The following is a 15,937-nucleotide window of genomic DNA, read 5'->3' as shown; positions in this document are numbered from 1 at the left end:
GGCCATGAGAGGTCATCTGCGGGACGAAGCTTTGTTTATTCTGACGATTCGCCCAGTCGAATTCTGGCCGTTCATTGATCAAGTTCGGAAAACAAACGTCCAAGCAAAACTGGTGAAGGAGCACCAAACCACCGGGATCGCCTACCTGCCTCACAACGGCATTGAAGGCGAGACATACGGCGACACGTCCCTCACCTTCGATTTTTTCAGGAAGGATGGGTGGAAGATGCTCGGCTATGAGCGGTCGATATTCGATGTTTTCCAGACGTCCGTGATACTGCAGGCCGCCTAGTTGCCATCGGAAACGAGCGTTGCCCATTTGCCGGACGTCGCCGCTTAAGGATCGCTGTGCTCTCGCTTAGAGAGTCAGACCCGAGCGAGGCGAAGAGATGGGCGAAACAAAAGACAAAGACGGGATTCAGATCGGCCACTTCGACGCTATGGCCGAGATGAGCGATTAGTTCACCTCGCGAAAATCCTGCAGCGAGGCATGGCGCAAGTCTTCCTCGCCCCGTAAATGGTCGGCAGAGGCACCTGTCTGCCCTTGGCCGGTCCACCGACTTGGCCACAAACAAGAGCCACCGACGGATCGACGAATTGGTCGCGCATGAGGGCAAGATGATCCGGCATCATCAAGTCATCATCCGGAGAGAAGGCCATTAATTCCCCTCGTGACGATCGAAGGGCCAAATGACGATTCGCATGCCCAAAGTGCGGTGCCTTGGGGAAACTAAACCAACGAACGCGTGGGTCAGAAAGCCCAGGAAGAGCTAGAACCGCATGTTTTCCGTAGCCGCCCCACACTTGAGGGCCGCAGGGCGCGGGGCTGCCGACGGATGCCCTTGAAGAGGCGCTCGTTTTCCTACGCCGGCTCGGCTCGGACGACTTCGGCCTCTATATGATTTCCTTGCCGAACAAGGACTATCCCGGCTTGTCGCATCTCCTGCCGGCGGTGGCCAGCGGCGAAATGCGGGAGACTTGGACCGCCGGGGCATTCCAGATGGAGTCATTTTTCAGACCATCTAGCGAAACGTTCCAAAACATCAGGCCCTATCTGGCTAAGAATAGCCAATCCGCGTGAGGTCAGCTCGGCATCCGTCATCTCAAGATATGATATCTGGTTTACTTCCGGGCACCAATGTCGATCCAAAAACTGTGCCGGCTCAGGGATATCAGAGAAGTCGGAGAGAATCTGTACATTCTCTTCCCGAAACCGTTTTGCGATACTCCGGGCCGTCAGGAGGTCGAGCATGGGAACGTTGGCGCGTTTGTACTCGTCGGGTAGCACTGTCAGCAACCATCTTTCAAGTTCGACGTCGTGATACCCCGAGAAGAGATCCCGCGCGCGCTTGGCCATCAGGTGGAGGAGAGAATAATCGATCCCTTCGTTCGCCCTCAAATCTAGAGGGGAGATGCTGCTCCCGATCAAACCAAAGAAGTCCGGGACGACACCACCTCCGACAAGAGTCGGGCCGAGCGGCCTCACAATGACCCGAGCTCGTGGTAGTGCTGCGCGCCACGCGTTTAGCGATTCCAGACAATTCGGCATTCCGGTTGTCAAGCAACGCTCAACGAAAGCTCGAAGGCTGGTGGCATCCTTCATGTACCACTGCTTCCACGCGCTTGGTATCCATTGGAATTGCGGGCGCATGTAAATGACGACGATCGTATCGATCTCGCAATCAATTCCCGATAAGAGTCGCGGTTTCTTCGGAGATTCAAGATTTTCTGCAGAAAGTACTGCGACAGACGGCGCAACTCTTTTGATTTCCCGACCGAGCCGCTCGGTCAATACCTCGTCTCTCTCGCAGGCCTCTTCGACCAACCATTGCGGGATCCCAGGCTGATCGAACGTCAGATCACCGCCAATCTTGCGAATTCCATCCTGTTCAAGCGCCGCCGAATAAACATGCAATGCTTCTTGAATGGCGCTACTTCCAGTCTTTCCAAAGCCGGCATGGATCACTAATTTCATGTTCATGTGTCTTTCAGAGGAAGCGCGGATCGCCATCGAGTTCAACCAGGTTCAGTACGACGCCTACGGGCCCCTCTTAGCCGCTTAACCCCTACATAAGAAGCCCCTGTGACGGCGCGGGCACAGCCTTGATGAGTTCGCTGCTAGACGCGGGACCCAAGTCGCCCAATTAAACCTTGACTTATCGCAAGTGATATCCCTTGGGTGCTCAGGCCCGACATAGGAAGCCGCGCGGAGGCGTGTGGCTCAGCCATTGCCCGCTGTCGCGAACTGCCCCGGAATTGGGCTTTGGCTCTGCCGCCAGCGATACGTGAGGGCGACGCCCTCATCAAGCGTATGAACCGGGCGCCAGCCGAGATCGCGTTGGATCTTCTGTATATCGAGAACGTTTCGGCGGACATCGACTCCACGGGCCGGCGCGTAGACAAGTTCCGCCGGAATGCGAAGAATGGCGGATATTTTGGTCGCCAGTTCGATTACGCTTGTGCCCACGCCGGAGCCAACATTGTAGACTTCCCCAGCGCTTCCACGAAGGCCGAGCAAGATCAATGCCTGCGTGACGTCGTCGATATAGACGTAGTCGCGGATATTTTGGCCATCGCCCCAGATCTCCACCGGCGTTCGGCTGGCTATCCTGTCGAACAGGGCCGCAATCAGCCCTTGGCCTTTCGCCGCCGACTGATATGGGCCAAATGGGTTCGAAATCCGCGCGATTACACTGTCGACCCCGTGCAGGGATCGATAGAGATTGAAATATCGCTCGATTGCGAGTTTGACCGTTCCGTAGGATGAGATTGGCACATTCGCGTGCTCCTCAGATATTTGTGCCGCGTCGGTCTGACCATAGACGGTGCCTCCTGACGAGGAAAAAACCCATCGACAGTCCACGCCCTTGGTCGCCTCCAACAAACCTACGGTGGCCATCAGATTGGCCTCGATCTCAGCGACGGCCATGTCGGTTGCTGCCGTCGGGCGTGCGGAACTGGCCAAGTGAAAGACTATGGAGCCCTCCATCGCGGCGAGAAGTTGGCGGGGCGGGGTGGCTAGATCGCCAAGAATAATGATGCTCCCCCTAGGCCAATGCTCGGACGCATAACGGGCAAAGCAAACAAGCTCAAAGCCTTGCTCCGCCATGGTGCGTGCGAGGTTGATCCCGATAAAGCCTGAAGCTCCTAGGATAACCGCCTTCCTACGCACGCTGGCGTGCTGCGGGCGCTCCTGTGTCATGCCGCATCCGAACCTTTGACGCCGAGATAGGTGCGAACGTGCTCTAGCCAGGCATCAGCCTTCCTGCGCGTTTCGGCGGAAACTAACGCAAGTGAGCGTGCCACTTCCTGCGCCCGCCGTACCTCGCTCAGATGCGTCTCCGCCATTTCGGACTGTGTGACGCTCTGCGCGTGTCGTCGGTGCCAGTTGAGCTGCTTCGCGCTGAATCGCATCTTTCCCTGTATCAATACTCTGAGATAAACGAGCCAATCTCCTGCTACGCGAAAGCTGAACAACTCGTCGCCGATTTCGGCAATCGCTTTGCTGATCGCAACTCGACGGAAAACAGCTGCACTGACGTTCGGAATCGTGTTTTTTATGCTCATCGCCTCGCTGATCTCGGCTTGGCCATTCTTGGTATAATCGGACAACCAATCGTCAGAGATGTCACGGGTGTAGTCGATATAGCTTTCTGCGAGCACGCGGCCTTTACCGTCCAACTGCCCAGATTGGCTATACGCAAGCACAAGGGACGGATCAGCGAAGGCGGGCACCAGCTCTTCGAGAAAGCCAGGCTCGGCGAAATCATCGGCTTCCGCGATCCAGACCAGATCGCCACGGCTACGACCGACGCCCTTCGCCCATTGACGAAAGACCGATCCCGAATTCCGGCTGCTGATGGACAGTTCCACATCCAATTCACTGTGCTCAGCGCGGAAGCTGTTGATAATTTCAACACTTCTATCCGTCGAGGCGTCGTCCAGCACGATAAGTTCATAGATCGGATAACTTTGGGTCGCGATACTCCTTAGCCGTTGCAACAGGTGGTTCGCGTAGTTGTAGTTCGGAACGACCACCGATATGCGCTGGAACCCTGTAGCGTGATGAAGAAGGTCCATCAGATATTGCCGCATTGATCCAACCGTAACGAGGTAGTGTTGGACAGGACCGTCCAAAATCCCGCTTAGCTGAATGGCAAAATCTTCAACGTCGAGCTTCTTCGCGAGCCTACCTCCACTATCAAGGATGAAATCGGCTGCGCCGGTTGCATCCTGAAAGGCCACGACCGGAACGCCGACTTCCGCGGCTTCTAGAACGACATTCGGAAACGGATCCTCGCGTGACGTCAATGCGTATGCAGACGCTCCGGCGTAGTATGCCATTGGGTCTTGGACAAATCCGACGAACTTGACGCTATCCTTCAGCTTCTTCTGAGCAAGAAGCGTTTCAATCGTTTCCTTCATCCCCTGGTCGAAATGACCAATCCAAATGAACGCTGTACCGGGATGCGAGCTAAGAACTTTTTCTGCCACTTCGATGAAAAGGTCCGGCCCCTTTCGGTGATCCACGAAGGCTACGGCAAGAACATAGCGGGTGCCCGGCGCAAAGCCATGCTGATCACAAATAAGACGACGTGCTTCCTCGGACTGGCCTTTGAACGGGTTTCTCCGCACGAGGCCCTGAGGACGGATCAATGCTTGCCTGAGCGGTTCGCCGAGGAAGCTCTCGAATCCGGATTGAACGATAGACGCTGCAAAAACGATTTTGTCGGCGTGTTCGGCGATGGCGAGGGCGTGCCTGTTCAGACTGTAGGACTCCAAGACTCCAGGCAGTTCGTGAACTAGAGAAACCGTGCGGAAGCCAGCTTCCTTTAAGACCGGAACCATCAAGCCAGATACCGTGGTGTTTACAATAGCGACCTCGGCACCAGCATTCCGTATCGCCTCCAATTTTCGGCGCACCAATTCCACTGGCTCGCTGTCGAGAGCCACGCGGTGCAGCGACGCAACCTCGGCAAAGCGCGAAAGCATAGGGCCATCGCCGAGGACGATCATATCTACATCATATTGCAGTTCCCCAAATTCCCGGGCCATCGCCAGAGCGAGCAATTGTGCACCATGGGGATGGGCATCGTGGGACACGATTGCTATCCGGGGCTTGGGCTTTCCGTTCGCCGCCTCCAAGGAGTCGCGGGTCGCTTGCAGGTAAGCATGGCCGTTTGCGCTATCGGGCTCCAGATGAGCGCCTTCCGCCCACTCGTTCCAGGCATTGACGAAGACCAGCCGCTCGGATGGTTCGTCGACATGGGTCAGCGCGTCCTCAATGGCGTTATCCAGCCATCTGCGGTAGAGCGCGGGGGTGTTGTTGATGAACACAGTGCCGCCGCCCTTACGGCGTGCCGAGTTGTCCCAGCCGGGGCAAACCGAGCGGAAGAGCTTGTACTTGCGGGGCGGATAGTTCTCGCTGCGCTGCAGAAAAACCGACCAATCATAGACAGTCGTGGCAAAATCCTGGCGCAGCGGCGCCACAGTGTGCGTGACGTTTGGCGGCGCGGAATTGTTTGGCGGAAATTCCACGGCGGCATCGAACCCGTAACGTTTGGGTGGCACCGATTCGAAGGATTGGGTGTAGGCGAGAAAAATCTCGCCAATACCGTTCGCCCGGCACCATGTCCGCCAACGGCGCGCTGTCTTGGCTGCCGCCGGAAGCAGGCTTGGGCGGTAGACAAGCAGCAGCGGCTTGCCGTCGATTCGGATGTAGCGAGGGTCGCGAAGATAAGGCGCAACCTCGGCTATGAAGGCTAGGTCGTCCCGGGGTGAGTGGTCCTGGGCAATGAGTATCTCCTGGTCCATCCCATCCCAGCGACGCGACCAGTTCTCGTTGGCCCAGCAGAGGCAGAACGGCATGTCGAGGCTCTTGTCCTCGAGCCAGTTTTCGAGCGGCTTTTCCAATAGCCTCTTGCCGCCGAACCAATAAAAATAGAAGCAGAAGGCCTCCACTCCATAGAGTTTTGCCAGCTCGATTTGGCGGCGCTGCACGGCGGTGTCGCGCAGATCATAGTAGCCAAGCGCATCCGGTACATGCGGCTGGTGGTGGCCGACAAATTGCGGCTGGGCGGACCTGACATTGGTCCATTCTGTGAAGCCATGCCCCCACCATTCATCGTTTTCGGGGATCGGGTGGAACTGCGGCAGGTAGAACGCGACGACGCGCACCGGCTTCTGAAGCAGCGGCGGCGCTTCGAGACGCGGCACATAGACAGGTTCAGGAGCAAAGCCCGGGCCAGAGGTGGCCGACCTATACGATGCCGCTCCGTTGTCGCCCAAGGGTGCGTTGGGCGCCTCCAAGCTTCTCCAGGCACGGTAGGCATTCGTAACGCCAAACAGCGAAGGGAAGGTTGAAAACGCCGCTCTCTTCAGCTTCCGCTTGGCGTTGATCGGCAGCGGCAGATTGTGCCAACAGGCGTAAGCGGCGCGAGCCGCGAAACGGCAAAACTTGATGGGTGAATTGCCGATCGCGCGAACACGGCTCCCAATTGCGCGCAAAGGCCTGGTCAGTCGCCATGACGTGCTGGCGTAGACGGCATCAAGAATACCATGCAACCGGATTTCCTCGGAGCGCGCATTGTCGCGATCGGCAAGGAGCGTGCTGGCGTCCACATGCACCGTCGACAGTTCCGCTTGCAAAGCGTGTATCTCTTCTGCCCTCGCAGCGAGTTGGGCTCTTGCGCGTGCGATTTCGCCGGAGCGGCTCTCGACCTCTCTGCGCGACTTGGCGACTTCTTCGAGGAGCGCCTGCGTCTGCATTTCGCGATGCTCGCCCTGTTCCCTGTGGCCCGCGATCTCCTCTTCCATCGTCATCGACTGTAACGACCACGGATTTCCAGCTTGGCTGGCAGCGTTCAGCACCGTACCATCAAGTCGAAGGATGCTTTGCTCGACGGCCGCGACCTCCCCGGCTACATGGCGCCGCCCCAGGACGTTCTCCTGGGACGGCCGTTTAGTTATGATGCAAAGAGAGTTCAGGAACTCTATGGAATGGATGGACGCAAGCGAAGGCTCATCGAATGCGATCCCGTACCGATTGGCGAATGCTGCAAGTGCATCCGTTCGACGGTGATCCAGTCCCCAATGCTCGTGATTTACCAAGTCCAGCAATCGCTTGAAAAACGATATCGAGGAAAGCGGATCGTAGAGGCCACCTTCGAAATCCTGCCAGTAGCTGGTATGCAAATCCTCGATAACGAATATCCCACCGTCTAAGAGGTGAGGAAAATAACGCGCGAATGTCCGTATGACGTCGGAAGATATATGCGACCCATCGTCTATGATCACGTCGAATGTCTCGGATCGTGCAACAATACTACTCTGGATCTCTTCCGAGTTAGCATCCCCGACGACAACGTCTATCCTCTTGTCGTCGAAACGCAGCAGACCGCAATTCTGGTTGATATCGCAGCCGAGAATAATTTCCGCCTTTGGAAAATACTTTCCCCATATCTCAAGTGAGCCGCCATTCTGGATACCGATTTCGAGGATCCGAACCGGCTTGCTTCGATATTTCGAAAAAAAACGGTCATATTCACTCAGGTAGATCGACCATTTGTCCGACACCTTGCCGTCATGGGTATCATAGAGCCGGCGAAGCGACCGTGTACGGGTATTGGTAGCTTCCGCTTTCGGAACGCTGTTCTTCGCTGGGGTCGTTGGTTCGTTCATCGTTGAAGGCTGTCCTTGATTGGCGCCGAACCGCTTCGAGGTAGCCCCGACAAGCGATCCGTAGCACTGTCTCTCGATCGACGCCCTAAGTTCCGACTATTCCCTACGAGGTGGGCAACCACTATCTCCGCCGACGCCCTCCACTTCGGCGCCGTCCACCCGAACGCGACCGCGAATTTTGCCGTCGATAGCCGCGAATTGGCTGGGCGGCGCGCCTTTGTCGGATAGTCTCTGGTCGCGATTTCGCGCACCCCAGCATGCGGGCCACCCAACGCCTTGCTTATTTCCAGGATATGACGGGCGAAGCCGCTCCAGGTGGTCTCGCCGGTTCCCGCCAGATGGTAGATGCCGAACGAAACAAAGTCCTTGTCGCCGTGCAGAACTGCCGCCACATGCAAGATCGCATCAGCGATATCGAGCGCAGACGTCGGGGTTCCCCACTGGTCGGCCACCACCGCGATCTCGTCGCGGTCGCCAGCCAGCCTCAGCATCGTCTTGACGAAGTTCCTGCCGAAGGGGCTGTAGACCCAGGCCGTGCGCAGGATCAGGTGGCGTGGATTGGCTGCCGCCACCGCTACTTCTCCGGCGAGCTTGGAGGCGCCGTAGACGCCGAGCGGCGCTGGCGCATCGGTCTCATCATAGGCGCCGTCCTTGGTGCCGTCGAAGACATAGTCGGTCGAAAGATGGATGACGGGAACGCCAAGCCGAGCCGCCGCCGCGGCGACCGCGCCGGCGCCTTCGGCATTCACAGCAAAAGCCAGGTCGGGCTCGTCCTCGGCCTTGTCGACGGCGGTGTAGGCGGCTGCGGAGACGATGATATCGGGCCGCGATGCTTCGAGCGCCTTGAACACGGTCTCGGGCCGCGCAAGGTCGAGTTGCGGCCGGCCCACGGCAACGACTTCCATGTCGCTGCGTCCTTGCGCCGCCTCCAGCAGGCTCGCGGCGATCTGGCCCTCGCGTCCGGTGACAGCGATCCTCAAGCCGCGCCCTTCCTGTTCTCACCCAGCACCTGGCCCAGGCGCTCGCCGTTGTAGCGCTGGTCGCGGATCGGGCCCCACCACCACTTGTTGTCCAGGAACCAGTCGACCGTCCTTGCCAGGCCGCTGTCGAAATTCTCCCTGGGTGTCCAGCCAAGGTCGCGACTGATCTTGGAGGCGTCGATCGCGTAGCGGCGGTCGTGGCCGGGCCGGTCGGTGACGAAAGAGATCAAATCTCGGTAGCTCCCGCCGCCGGCGCGCGGCCTTCTCAGGTCGAGAAGATCGCAGATCGTTTCGACCACGCTGAGATTGGTTCGCTCGGAGTTGCCGCCGACATTGTAGCTCTCGCCCGGCCGCCCCGTTGTCGCGACGAGCTCCAGCGCGCGTGCGTGGTCCTCCACGAACAGCCAGTCGCGCACATTGGCGCCGGCGCCGTAGACCGGCAGCGGCTTTTCGTCGAGCGCGTTGAGGATGACCAGCGGGATGAGCTTCTCGGGGAAATGGTACGGCCCGTAATTGTTCGAGCAGTTGGAAAGCACGACCGGCAGGCCATAGGTCTCGTGCCAGGCGCGCACCAGATGGTCCGAGGCCGCCTTGGAGGCGGAGTATGGCGAGGACGGCGCATAGGGCGTCTCCTCAATGAACATGCCACCGTCGAAGGGAAGATCACCGAACACCTCGTCGGTCGAGACATGATGGAAGCGGAAGCGGGTCTTGCGGTCCTCCGGCAGGCCGCGCCAGTATTCCAAGGTCGTATTCAGCATTCGGTAGGTGCCGACGATGTTGGTCTCGATGAAGGTGCCCGGCCCGTCGATCGAGCGGTCGACATGGCTCTCGGCTGCCAGGTTCATGACGATGTCGATGTCGTCGCGACGCAATATGTCGAGCACCGCCTTCTCGTCGCAAATGTCAGCCTGCTCGAACCTGTAGTTGTGTGCATTCTCGATCGGCCGCAGCGAGGCGAGGTTGCCGGCATAGGTCAGCTTGTCGAGATTGGTCACGCGATAGGCCGGATTGGCGCACAAATGCCGGCATACGGCCGAGCCGATGAAGCCGGCACCGCCAGTCACCAGGAAATTCACGTGGCCCTCCTCACGAAACCCTCTCATGCGAACACCTCCGCCATGCCAAGGACCGGCGCGCTGAGATCCTTTTCCGAAAGCTGGAACCCGCCTGATATCGCAGGCCATTCGATGCCGATGGCCGGGTCGTCGTAACGGATCGACCGGTCGTGCTCGGGCGAATAGGTGTCGGTGACCTTGTACAGAACCTCGGTGTCGGGCTCGAGCGTGACGAAGCCGTGCGCGAAGCCTTTCGGCACCAGGATCTGGTTGCCCTTCTCGGCCGATATTTCGAGGGCGACCCATTGCCCGAAGCTCTTGGAGCCGCGACGGATATCGACCGCAACGTCGAGGATGCTGCCGCGGACCACGCGCAGCAGCTTGTCCTGGGCACGCGGCGGTAGCTGGTAGTGCAGCCCCCTCACCACGCCCGCTGCGGCGGAATAGGAGTGATTGTCCTGCACGAAGCGCAGGTCGATGCCGGCCTCCGCAAAGCGCTCGGCATTGTAGGTTTCGATGAAGAAGCCGCGTGCGTCGCCGTGCCGCTTCGGCACGATCTCCACAACGTCGTCGAGGCCGAGCGGCCTGATTTCAAGCACCCTGGTCCTCCGTCAGATCCATGACCCGCTTGCGAAGATAGGCGGCATATTCGTTCTTTCCGAGGCGCATGGCGCGCTCCAGAACCTTGTCGGCGGCAAGCCAGCCCTGCTCGAAGGCGATCTCTTCCGGGCAGGCGACCTTTATGCCCTGGCGGTGTTCGATGGTACGCACGAAGGATGCGGCTTCATGCAGGCTGTCATGCGTGCCGGTATCGAGCCAGGCATAGCCGCGGCCGAGCTGATGGACCTGCAGTTGCCCGCGCCCAAGATAGACATTGTTGACCGCCGTGATCTCGAGCTCGCCGCGCGCGGAGGGCCTGATCGTCGAGGCGATGTCGATGACCTCGTTATCATAGAAATAAAGGCCGGTGACGGCCCAGTTGGACTTCGGCTTCTGCGGCTTCTCTTCGATCGTCAAGGCAGTGCCGCTGACCCTGTCAAAGGATACCACGCCGTAGCGCTCAGGATCGTCGACATGATAGGCGAACACGGACGCACCGCTTTCGCGCGCCGCCGCCGTGCGGCAAAGCTGCGACAAGCCTTCGCCGAAATAGATGTTGTCGCCGAGGATCATCGACACGCTGTCCTTGCCGATGAACTCGCGGCCGATGATGAACGCCTCGGCAAGACCATTGGGGTGAGGCTGTTCGGCGTAGGACAGCTCCAGCCCGAATTCCGAGCCGTCGCCCAGCAACTCCCGGAACACCGGCAAGTCGCGCGGCGTTGAAATGATCAGAATCTGGCGAATTCCCGAAAGCATCAGCACGCTCAGCGGGTAATAGATCATCGGCTTGTCGTAAATCGGGAGTATTTGCTTAGAGACGGCTAATGTTAGCGGATAGAGACGAGTGCCGCTGCCTCCTGCAAGGATAATTCCTTTCAACAAGCTCTCCCTTGAAAACCGAGGCCCCCGCCCTGACAACAAGTTGCCCGTGCTTAGGTTTCAAGCAATGGCTTGTCAATCTTCCCGCTCGGGCAGCGTCCAGGGTCATCCCCGTTTGTCCTGATCGGTTAGTGGACAGTATCGGTCAAGCTGCAGCGGAAATGGTCGCCAGAGCAGATTGCCGGCTGGCTCACGCGCACCTACCCAGGGGAGCCGCATAATCAGGTGTCGCACGAAACGATCTATCGCAGCCTGTTCATTCAGGCACGTGGAGTGCTGAAAAAGGAACCGCTGGAGCATCTTAGAGCCAGGCGCACGATCCGCCGTTCCCCGCACGCCAGCATGAAGCGGAGTCGGCTGGGCCAGATCAAGGATGCAATCTCCATCAGCGAACGGCCCGCCACCGTCGAAGATCGAGCAGTTCCCGGCCACTGGGAGGACGACCTCATCTCCGGGTCCAAGAACAGCTACGTGGCGACGCTGGTCGAGCGTCACTCGCGCTATGTGACGCTGATCAAGGTCGCCAATAAAGATACCGAAAGCGTCGTCTCAGTCCTAATCAAGCAATCGCAGAAATTGCCGGAGAGCTCTATCAATCGCTGACATGGGACCGAGGCAAAGAGCTTGCCGACCACCAGCGGCTGACAATGGCCACGGACGTCGAGGTCTAGTTCTGCGATCCTCGATCGCCTTGGCAGCGCGGCTCGAATGAAAACACCGACCGCGACTGCTGCGCCAATATCTGCCACGTGGCACCGACCTATCCCTGCACAGCCAGGCAAAGCTCAGCGCCATCGCGCGGCAGCTCAACGGACGCCCAGAAAGACCTTGCTCTACTAGACCCCAGCGGAGAAGTTCGCTGAGTGTGTTGCAGCGATCGGTTGAACCCGCCGCCCCAAAGCGGCCATTCGCTGCGAACGATGTCTATTGAGCTGGGGGGGCGAAAACCGTGCCTCCAAACCCGCCGCCCGGCAACACCTCTGAAGGACGAGCGTCTGCGCGGGAACAATGATAGTCGCCGCCATCGAATAGCGAACGGCGCCCATACCAGGTCTCGATTGCCTTGCACAGCGTCATCTCTGCTGAGCGAGGTATGGAAGATCCGGGAAATCTCGAATGGCGCTACAAAGGTCAGGTTTGGCAATCTGAAGCAACATCTCACCGGCCCGACCGCTCGCTTGCAGCAAGCAACGAGGCAAACATGTGCGCATAGTTTTCGGCCAGCACTCCCCAATCCCACTCTCGGATCGTCTCGATCATGCGGGCGGCCATCTGCGACCCCAGCGACGGCGTGTCCCGCAACAGGGCGAGCTTGTTCGCAAGCCCCTCCGCAGTTCCATCGAAGAACAGCCCGTTGTCGCCATCCCGAATCAGCTCGGGCATGTTTCCCACACGGGTCGTTACCAAGGGGACACCGCACGCCGCCGCCTCCAAGCAAGGATTGGGAGTGCCTTCGCTGCGACTGGCGCAGACATAAACGTCGAGACCCCGATAGAAGTCGAGCATTTCGTCATGGCTGCGCCAGCGTTGCTCCCGAACCGCAGTCAGTAGTCGCACACCCGGCACGGCAGCGACCGCGGGCTCGATGACGTCGTGGAAGCCCCGATGCGCCGGACCATGGTTGCTCAGACTTCCCGCCCATCCGACGCGGAGCTCGCCAGCCCGGGGTTGCTCTTGTGGGGGACAAAAGAATGTCGTGTCGACCCCATTGGGCGTGTAGTGGACCGGAACACGCAGTAGAGGACCGTATTCGTGCTCGAGCTGCCGATTATTGACAAACACAGCGCGCGCCAGCCGGTGCAGGGCGGCGAGCCCCGGCTCGCGGAATTCGCCCTCGAGCTCTCTGTGGCTGCAGATCCCGATGAGCAGCCTGTCAGACCGCCGGGCGAGGGCCGATTCCGGCAGGGGCAGTTTCGAGATTTGGAGCCAATAGAAGATGAGCACGATGTCCGCCGCGTTCACGTCGGACTCAGTCACATCATGCTGAAATCGTTCGACGATCTCGAACCTTCTTTCCAGCACGCGCCGGAGATTTTGGGTCTTGCGATCGATCGCCCAGCCGGGTCGGTCCGCGATCGCCAGGATGCGGGGGAGGTGTACATCGCTCACGGGGCGTACCGCTCAAGCCAGTGCGCCGACCATGGATTGGCCTCGTTCAGATCGTCGTCCGTCGCAGTGGCGCGCATCTGGCTGGCGTCCGGCAGCCGGATATCCTCTGATCGCAAGCGAGGTCGCCATCCGTGCCAACCAAGACCATTGACCTCCTCGCTCAGGTACCGGCGGCCAGCATACTTGCGCGCGGCGTGCTCTGCACTCAGGAACAGATAATGCTTCATGCGAAAACGCTCGGGGTAGAGCGTCACCGGCCCCCCGAAGCGTACGCGATGGCCGCCTGACCACGCAATCTCCATGGGGCCGTCCTGTTTCTTGTACGCACGGACGCAGTGTGGGGAGGTCGGCCGGAACGGGTAGTAGGTCCGCAGCGTGTATTGATAATTGGTATTGTCGTGATTGGGGGCTTCCCTGGTAGGAATGAACGTGAACTCGGAAGACTCGATCGCGTTGCAGCCGAGTGCGTCGGCTGCCGCGATGGCGGAGACCAACGATGAGTACGAAGTCGGCGGAAGGTGGATCTCGTCAGCGTCAACATGCATGAACCAGTCTGCTTCGAGCGACTGAAATAGTTCCTCTTTGCGACGAAGAAGGTGCTCCCAGCAATACCAGCCGTTATGCGGGATACTTTCGAATCCTATCAATCCAGCCCCGCAGTAGCGCTGGGCAATCTCAAGCGTTCGGTCCGTCGACTGATTGTCGCAGACGTAGACCTGCACGCCTTGACGAAAGAGGTTCTCAAGACATTCGGCGATGAACCGTTCTTCGTTCCGTGTTGTAAGGACCGCGACGACTCGCGGGGAATTCCTATCACGCGCAGCATTCGCAATGTGGGTGTTGAGATCGACCAAATCCCTCAATCCTTTGTCGTATGCTTCCGGATGTCATTCTGGCCGATCAACTGATAGGGCGCAATGAACTTGGCCGGAATGACGGTCTAAAGACTCACAGCGGCCATGCCAAGGCGCTATCACTCTCTCACCTGAAGTGCAACGCGCGCTCATAGCGGTCCCCGTCGCGATCGCAAGTCTCAGGAACAGCGCGTTCGGAAACAGGCAAAACGGCCCCTTATGGCGCCTCCACGCCTTGCTGTTTCTGTCGCAGCCTCCGCATCCGACAATCACATCCTGGCTCATCACATTCCGTTTCGGGAAGGAGCAAACCGCTCCTACCGGATTCCCATCAAACGGCAGCGCATTCCTGGACAATTCGATCCCGCGAAACGACAATCGGATCCCGCGCAATGCACAACGGATTTCCCTGTTAGATCGCCGCCGACCTCTGACTTTGCCGGATACTTGGTCGAATTTCCCTGATCTGAAGCAGGGAAATTTCCCCTAAATTATCTAAAATTGCACGATAATATCGCTGCCTCGTTCCACGCATCAGGCACCTCGCGGGAATTCCCGCTTTTTTGCCTGTTGTCTGGAATATCAAACGGAGACTGGTTCGCCAGTGACTGCTCGGTTCAGGCGCGATGTCCTCGTGTTCTGGAAGTTCGGGCTGGCGATGGATACCACTATTGCTGGATCCTCGGCCTGTGCATCCTTGGCGGCCTCGCGTTGGAGAGGATGACACCGCAAGGATTGTTGCGCCGGGTCCAGTCGTCGGCCCTCAAACTTCTCAGTGCCCTCCGGCGTCGGCGGCGGCAGGACCCGCTCGGCCAAGCGCGGATCGGCAAAAATATCGGGCCTTTTCTCGCCCGGATCGGGAACGGCCCGACACCATGACGCCGGCATCGATTGGCGAAGGACTTGATGCCACAGCCGGCCGTGAAGGCCAGCACACATTCGAAGAAATGTATTGTCAAGAGAAGCATGCAGCCCGCCAACGCGCATTTCAGTTGACCGCTGTCTCTCAGAGCGGAGAAACGCGCCGCGCGTCCTGGCGGGCGCGCTTGCACGAAACAGTGCATAGGAGTTGGCTCTCGATTGCTGTTGCCCACAAAGGATGCGAAAAACTTCTCAAAAGACGAAAAGAAGCTTCTCGGGGGGAGTTGTGCCGAAAGTATTTTTGTCGATACAGGGGCTGCGCGGAATTGCTGCGCTGCTCGTCGTCGTGCATCACTACTACGCCACCTATGGTTCGATCCACAAACTGGCCGGCGGCGATCTGCCGTGGCTTCTCTCATATGGAAACTTGGCGGTTTTCGGCGCCGTTGGCGTGCCGATTTTCTTTGTGATCTCTGGATTGGTCATTGGTTTGCAGCGGTTTGAAACGGGAGCTGCGGGCATATATGACTTCATGGCTAAGCGGTTGGCACGCATTGCTCCCCTCTACTGGGTGATGACCCTCGCCTATGTTTGTTGGGCTTCACAATTGTGGACATGGCCGCAATTAGGCCGCTCACTGCTGTTCGTCGAGAGGCCTGTCACAGGCGAGCTTCCTGCGCTGGGGGTCGGCTGGACTCTTGAATACGAAATGTTCTTTTACATGGCATTCGCGGTCGCGGTGGTTTCCGGCATAGTTGGTACCAGGGCAAGGGGCGCGGCCATTCTGATCTCTGTCTTCGCGCTGATGGTTTACGTGAACTTATCGACCGATGCGGCGGTCTTCGGCTTTTCCGGAGCTCCGGTTATCTTGGAGTTCTGTGGCGGCTTAATCATCGCATCGACCATCCAGAAC

The 15,937-nt window shown here is 58.7% G+C and carries 11 protein-coding genes and 1 pseudogene; 3 read left to right on the top strand and 9 right to left on the bottom strand.

Going from position 1 to position 15,937, the window contains the following annotated elements; translation table 11 throughout:
* Positions 1-292, top strand: a 292-nt coding sequence (locus EN780_RS12420) for a hypothetical protein (RefSeq protein WP_210215037.1), incomplete at its 5' end; no start/stop codon positions are given.
* 714 nt (positions 293-1,006) lie between these two features.
* On the opposite strand, the gene EN780_RS12410 is transcribed toward EN780_RS12420, so the two are convergent.
* The 7 genes from EN780_RS12410 to rfbA all read right to left on the bottom strand — a co-directional run bounded on the left by EN780_RS12410 (position 1,007) and on the right by rfbA (position 11,200).
* A complete protein-coding gene (locus EN780_RS12410; RefSeq protein WP_127309979.1) occupies positions 1,007-1,981 on the bottom strand; it encodes a hypothetical protein in 975 nt (324 codons plus the stop codon).
* A gap of 240 nt (positions 1,982-2,221) precedes the next feature.
* On the bottom strand, positions 2,222-3,202 hold the full coding sequence (locus EN780_RS12405; protein WP_127309980.1) for an NAD-dependent epimerase/dehydratase family protein: 981 nt from the start codon (positions 3,200-3,202) through the stop codon (positions 2,222-2,224).
* Entirely contained in the window at positions 3,199-7,680 is a 4,482-nt protein-coding gene (locus EN780_RS12400; RefSeq protein WP_128274003.1) for a glycoside hydrolase family 99-like domain-containing protein, read from the bottom strand. Before EN780_RS12400 ends, EN780_RS12405 begins: the two co-directional genes overlap by 4 nt.
* Complete coding sequence (rfbD, locus tag EN780_RS12395) at positions 7,677-8,660, bottom strand: dTDP-4-dehydrorhamnose reductase (RefSeq protein WP_127309982.1); 984 nt, start codon at positions 8,658-8,660, stop codon at positions 7,677-7,679. The genes EN780_RS12400 and rfbD overlap by 4 nt, the downstream gene beginning before the upstream one ends.
* Complete coding sequence (rfbB, locus tag EN780_RS12390) at positions 8,657-9,739, bottom strand: dTDP-glucose 4,6-dehydratase (RefSeq protein ID WP_127309984.1); 1,083 nt, start codon at positions 9,737-9,739, stop codon at positions 8,657-8,659. Before rfbB ends, rfbD begins: the two co-directional genes overlap by 4 nt.
* A gap of 23 nt (positions 9,740-9,762) precedes the next feature.
* On the bottom strand, positions 9,763-10,317 hold the full coding sequence (gene rfbC, locus EN780_RS12385; protein WP_127309983.1) for a dTDP-4-dehydrorhamnose 3,5-epimerase: 555 nt from the start codon (positions 10,315-10,317) through the stop codon (positions 9,763-9,765).
* The gene (rfbA, locus tag EN780_RS12380; protein WP_127391631.1) at positions 10,310-11,200 is read right to left on the bottom strand and encodes a glucose-1-phosphate thymidylyltransferase RfbA; all 891 of its coding nucleotides are present in this window, start codon (positions 11,198-11,200) and stop codon (positions 10,310-10,312) included. The genes rfbC and rfbA overlap by 8 nt, the downstream gene beginning before the upstream one ends.
* A gap of 138 nt (positions 11,201-11,338) precedes the next feature.
* Here rfbA and EN780_RS40595 point away from each other — a divergent pair.
* Positions 11,339-12,040: pseudogene (locus tag EN780_RS40595) on the top strand (IS30 family transposase); the annotation flags it as partial.
* A gap of 318 nt (positions 12,041-12,358) precedes the next feature.
* On the opposite strand, the gene EN780_RS12370 reads toward EN780_RS40595, so the two are convergent.
* Both EN780_RS12370 and EN780_RS12365 read right to left on the bottom strand, forming a co-directional pair.
* Entirely contained in the window at positions 12,359-13,309 is a 951-nt protein-coding gene (locus EN780_RS12370; RefSeq protein WP_128274001.1) for a glycosyltransferase family 4 protein, read from the bottom strand.
* The gene (locus tag EN780_RS12365) at positions 13,306-14,163 is read right to left on the bottom strand and encodes a glycosyltransferase (protein ID WP_245478292.1); all 858 of its coding nucleotides are present in this window, start codon (positions 14,161-14,163) and stop codon (positions 13,306-13,308) included. The genes EN780_RS12370 and EN780_RS12365 overlap by 4 nt, the downstream gene beginning before the upstream one ends.
* Positions 14,164-15,310: 1,147 nt before the next feature.
* On the opposite strand from EN780_RS12365, the gene EN780_RS12360 reads away from it, so the two are divergent.
* Positions 15,311-15,937 (top strand): acyltransferase (locus EN780_RS12360; RefSeq protein ID WP_189556517.1); only part of this gene is annotated, 627 nt, incomplete at its 3' end.

Origin of the sequence: Mesorhizobium sp. M4B.F.Ca.ET.089.01.1.1 (assembly GCF_004022605.1) — a bacterium.
Lineage (GTDB): Bacteria > Pseudomonadota > Alphaproteobacteria > Rhizobiales > Rhizobiaceae > Mesorhizobium > Mesorhizobium abyssinicae.
Note: the sequence above shows the minus strand (reverse complement) of the source record. Positions and strands in the feature narration are given on the sequence as shown.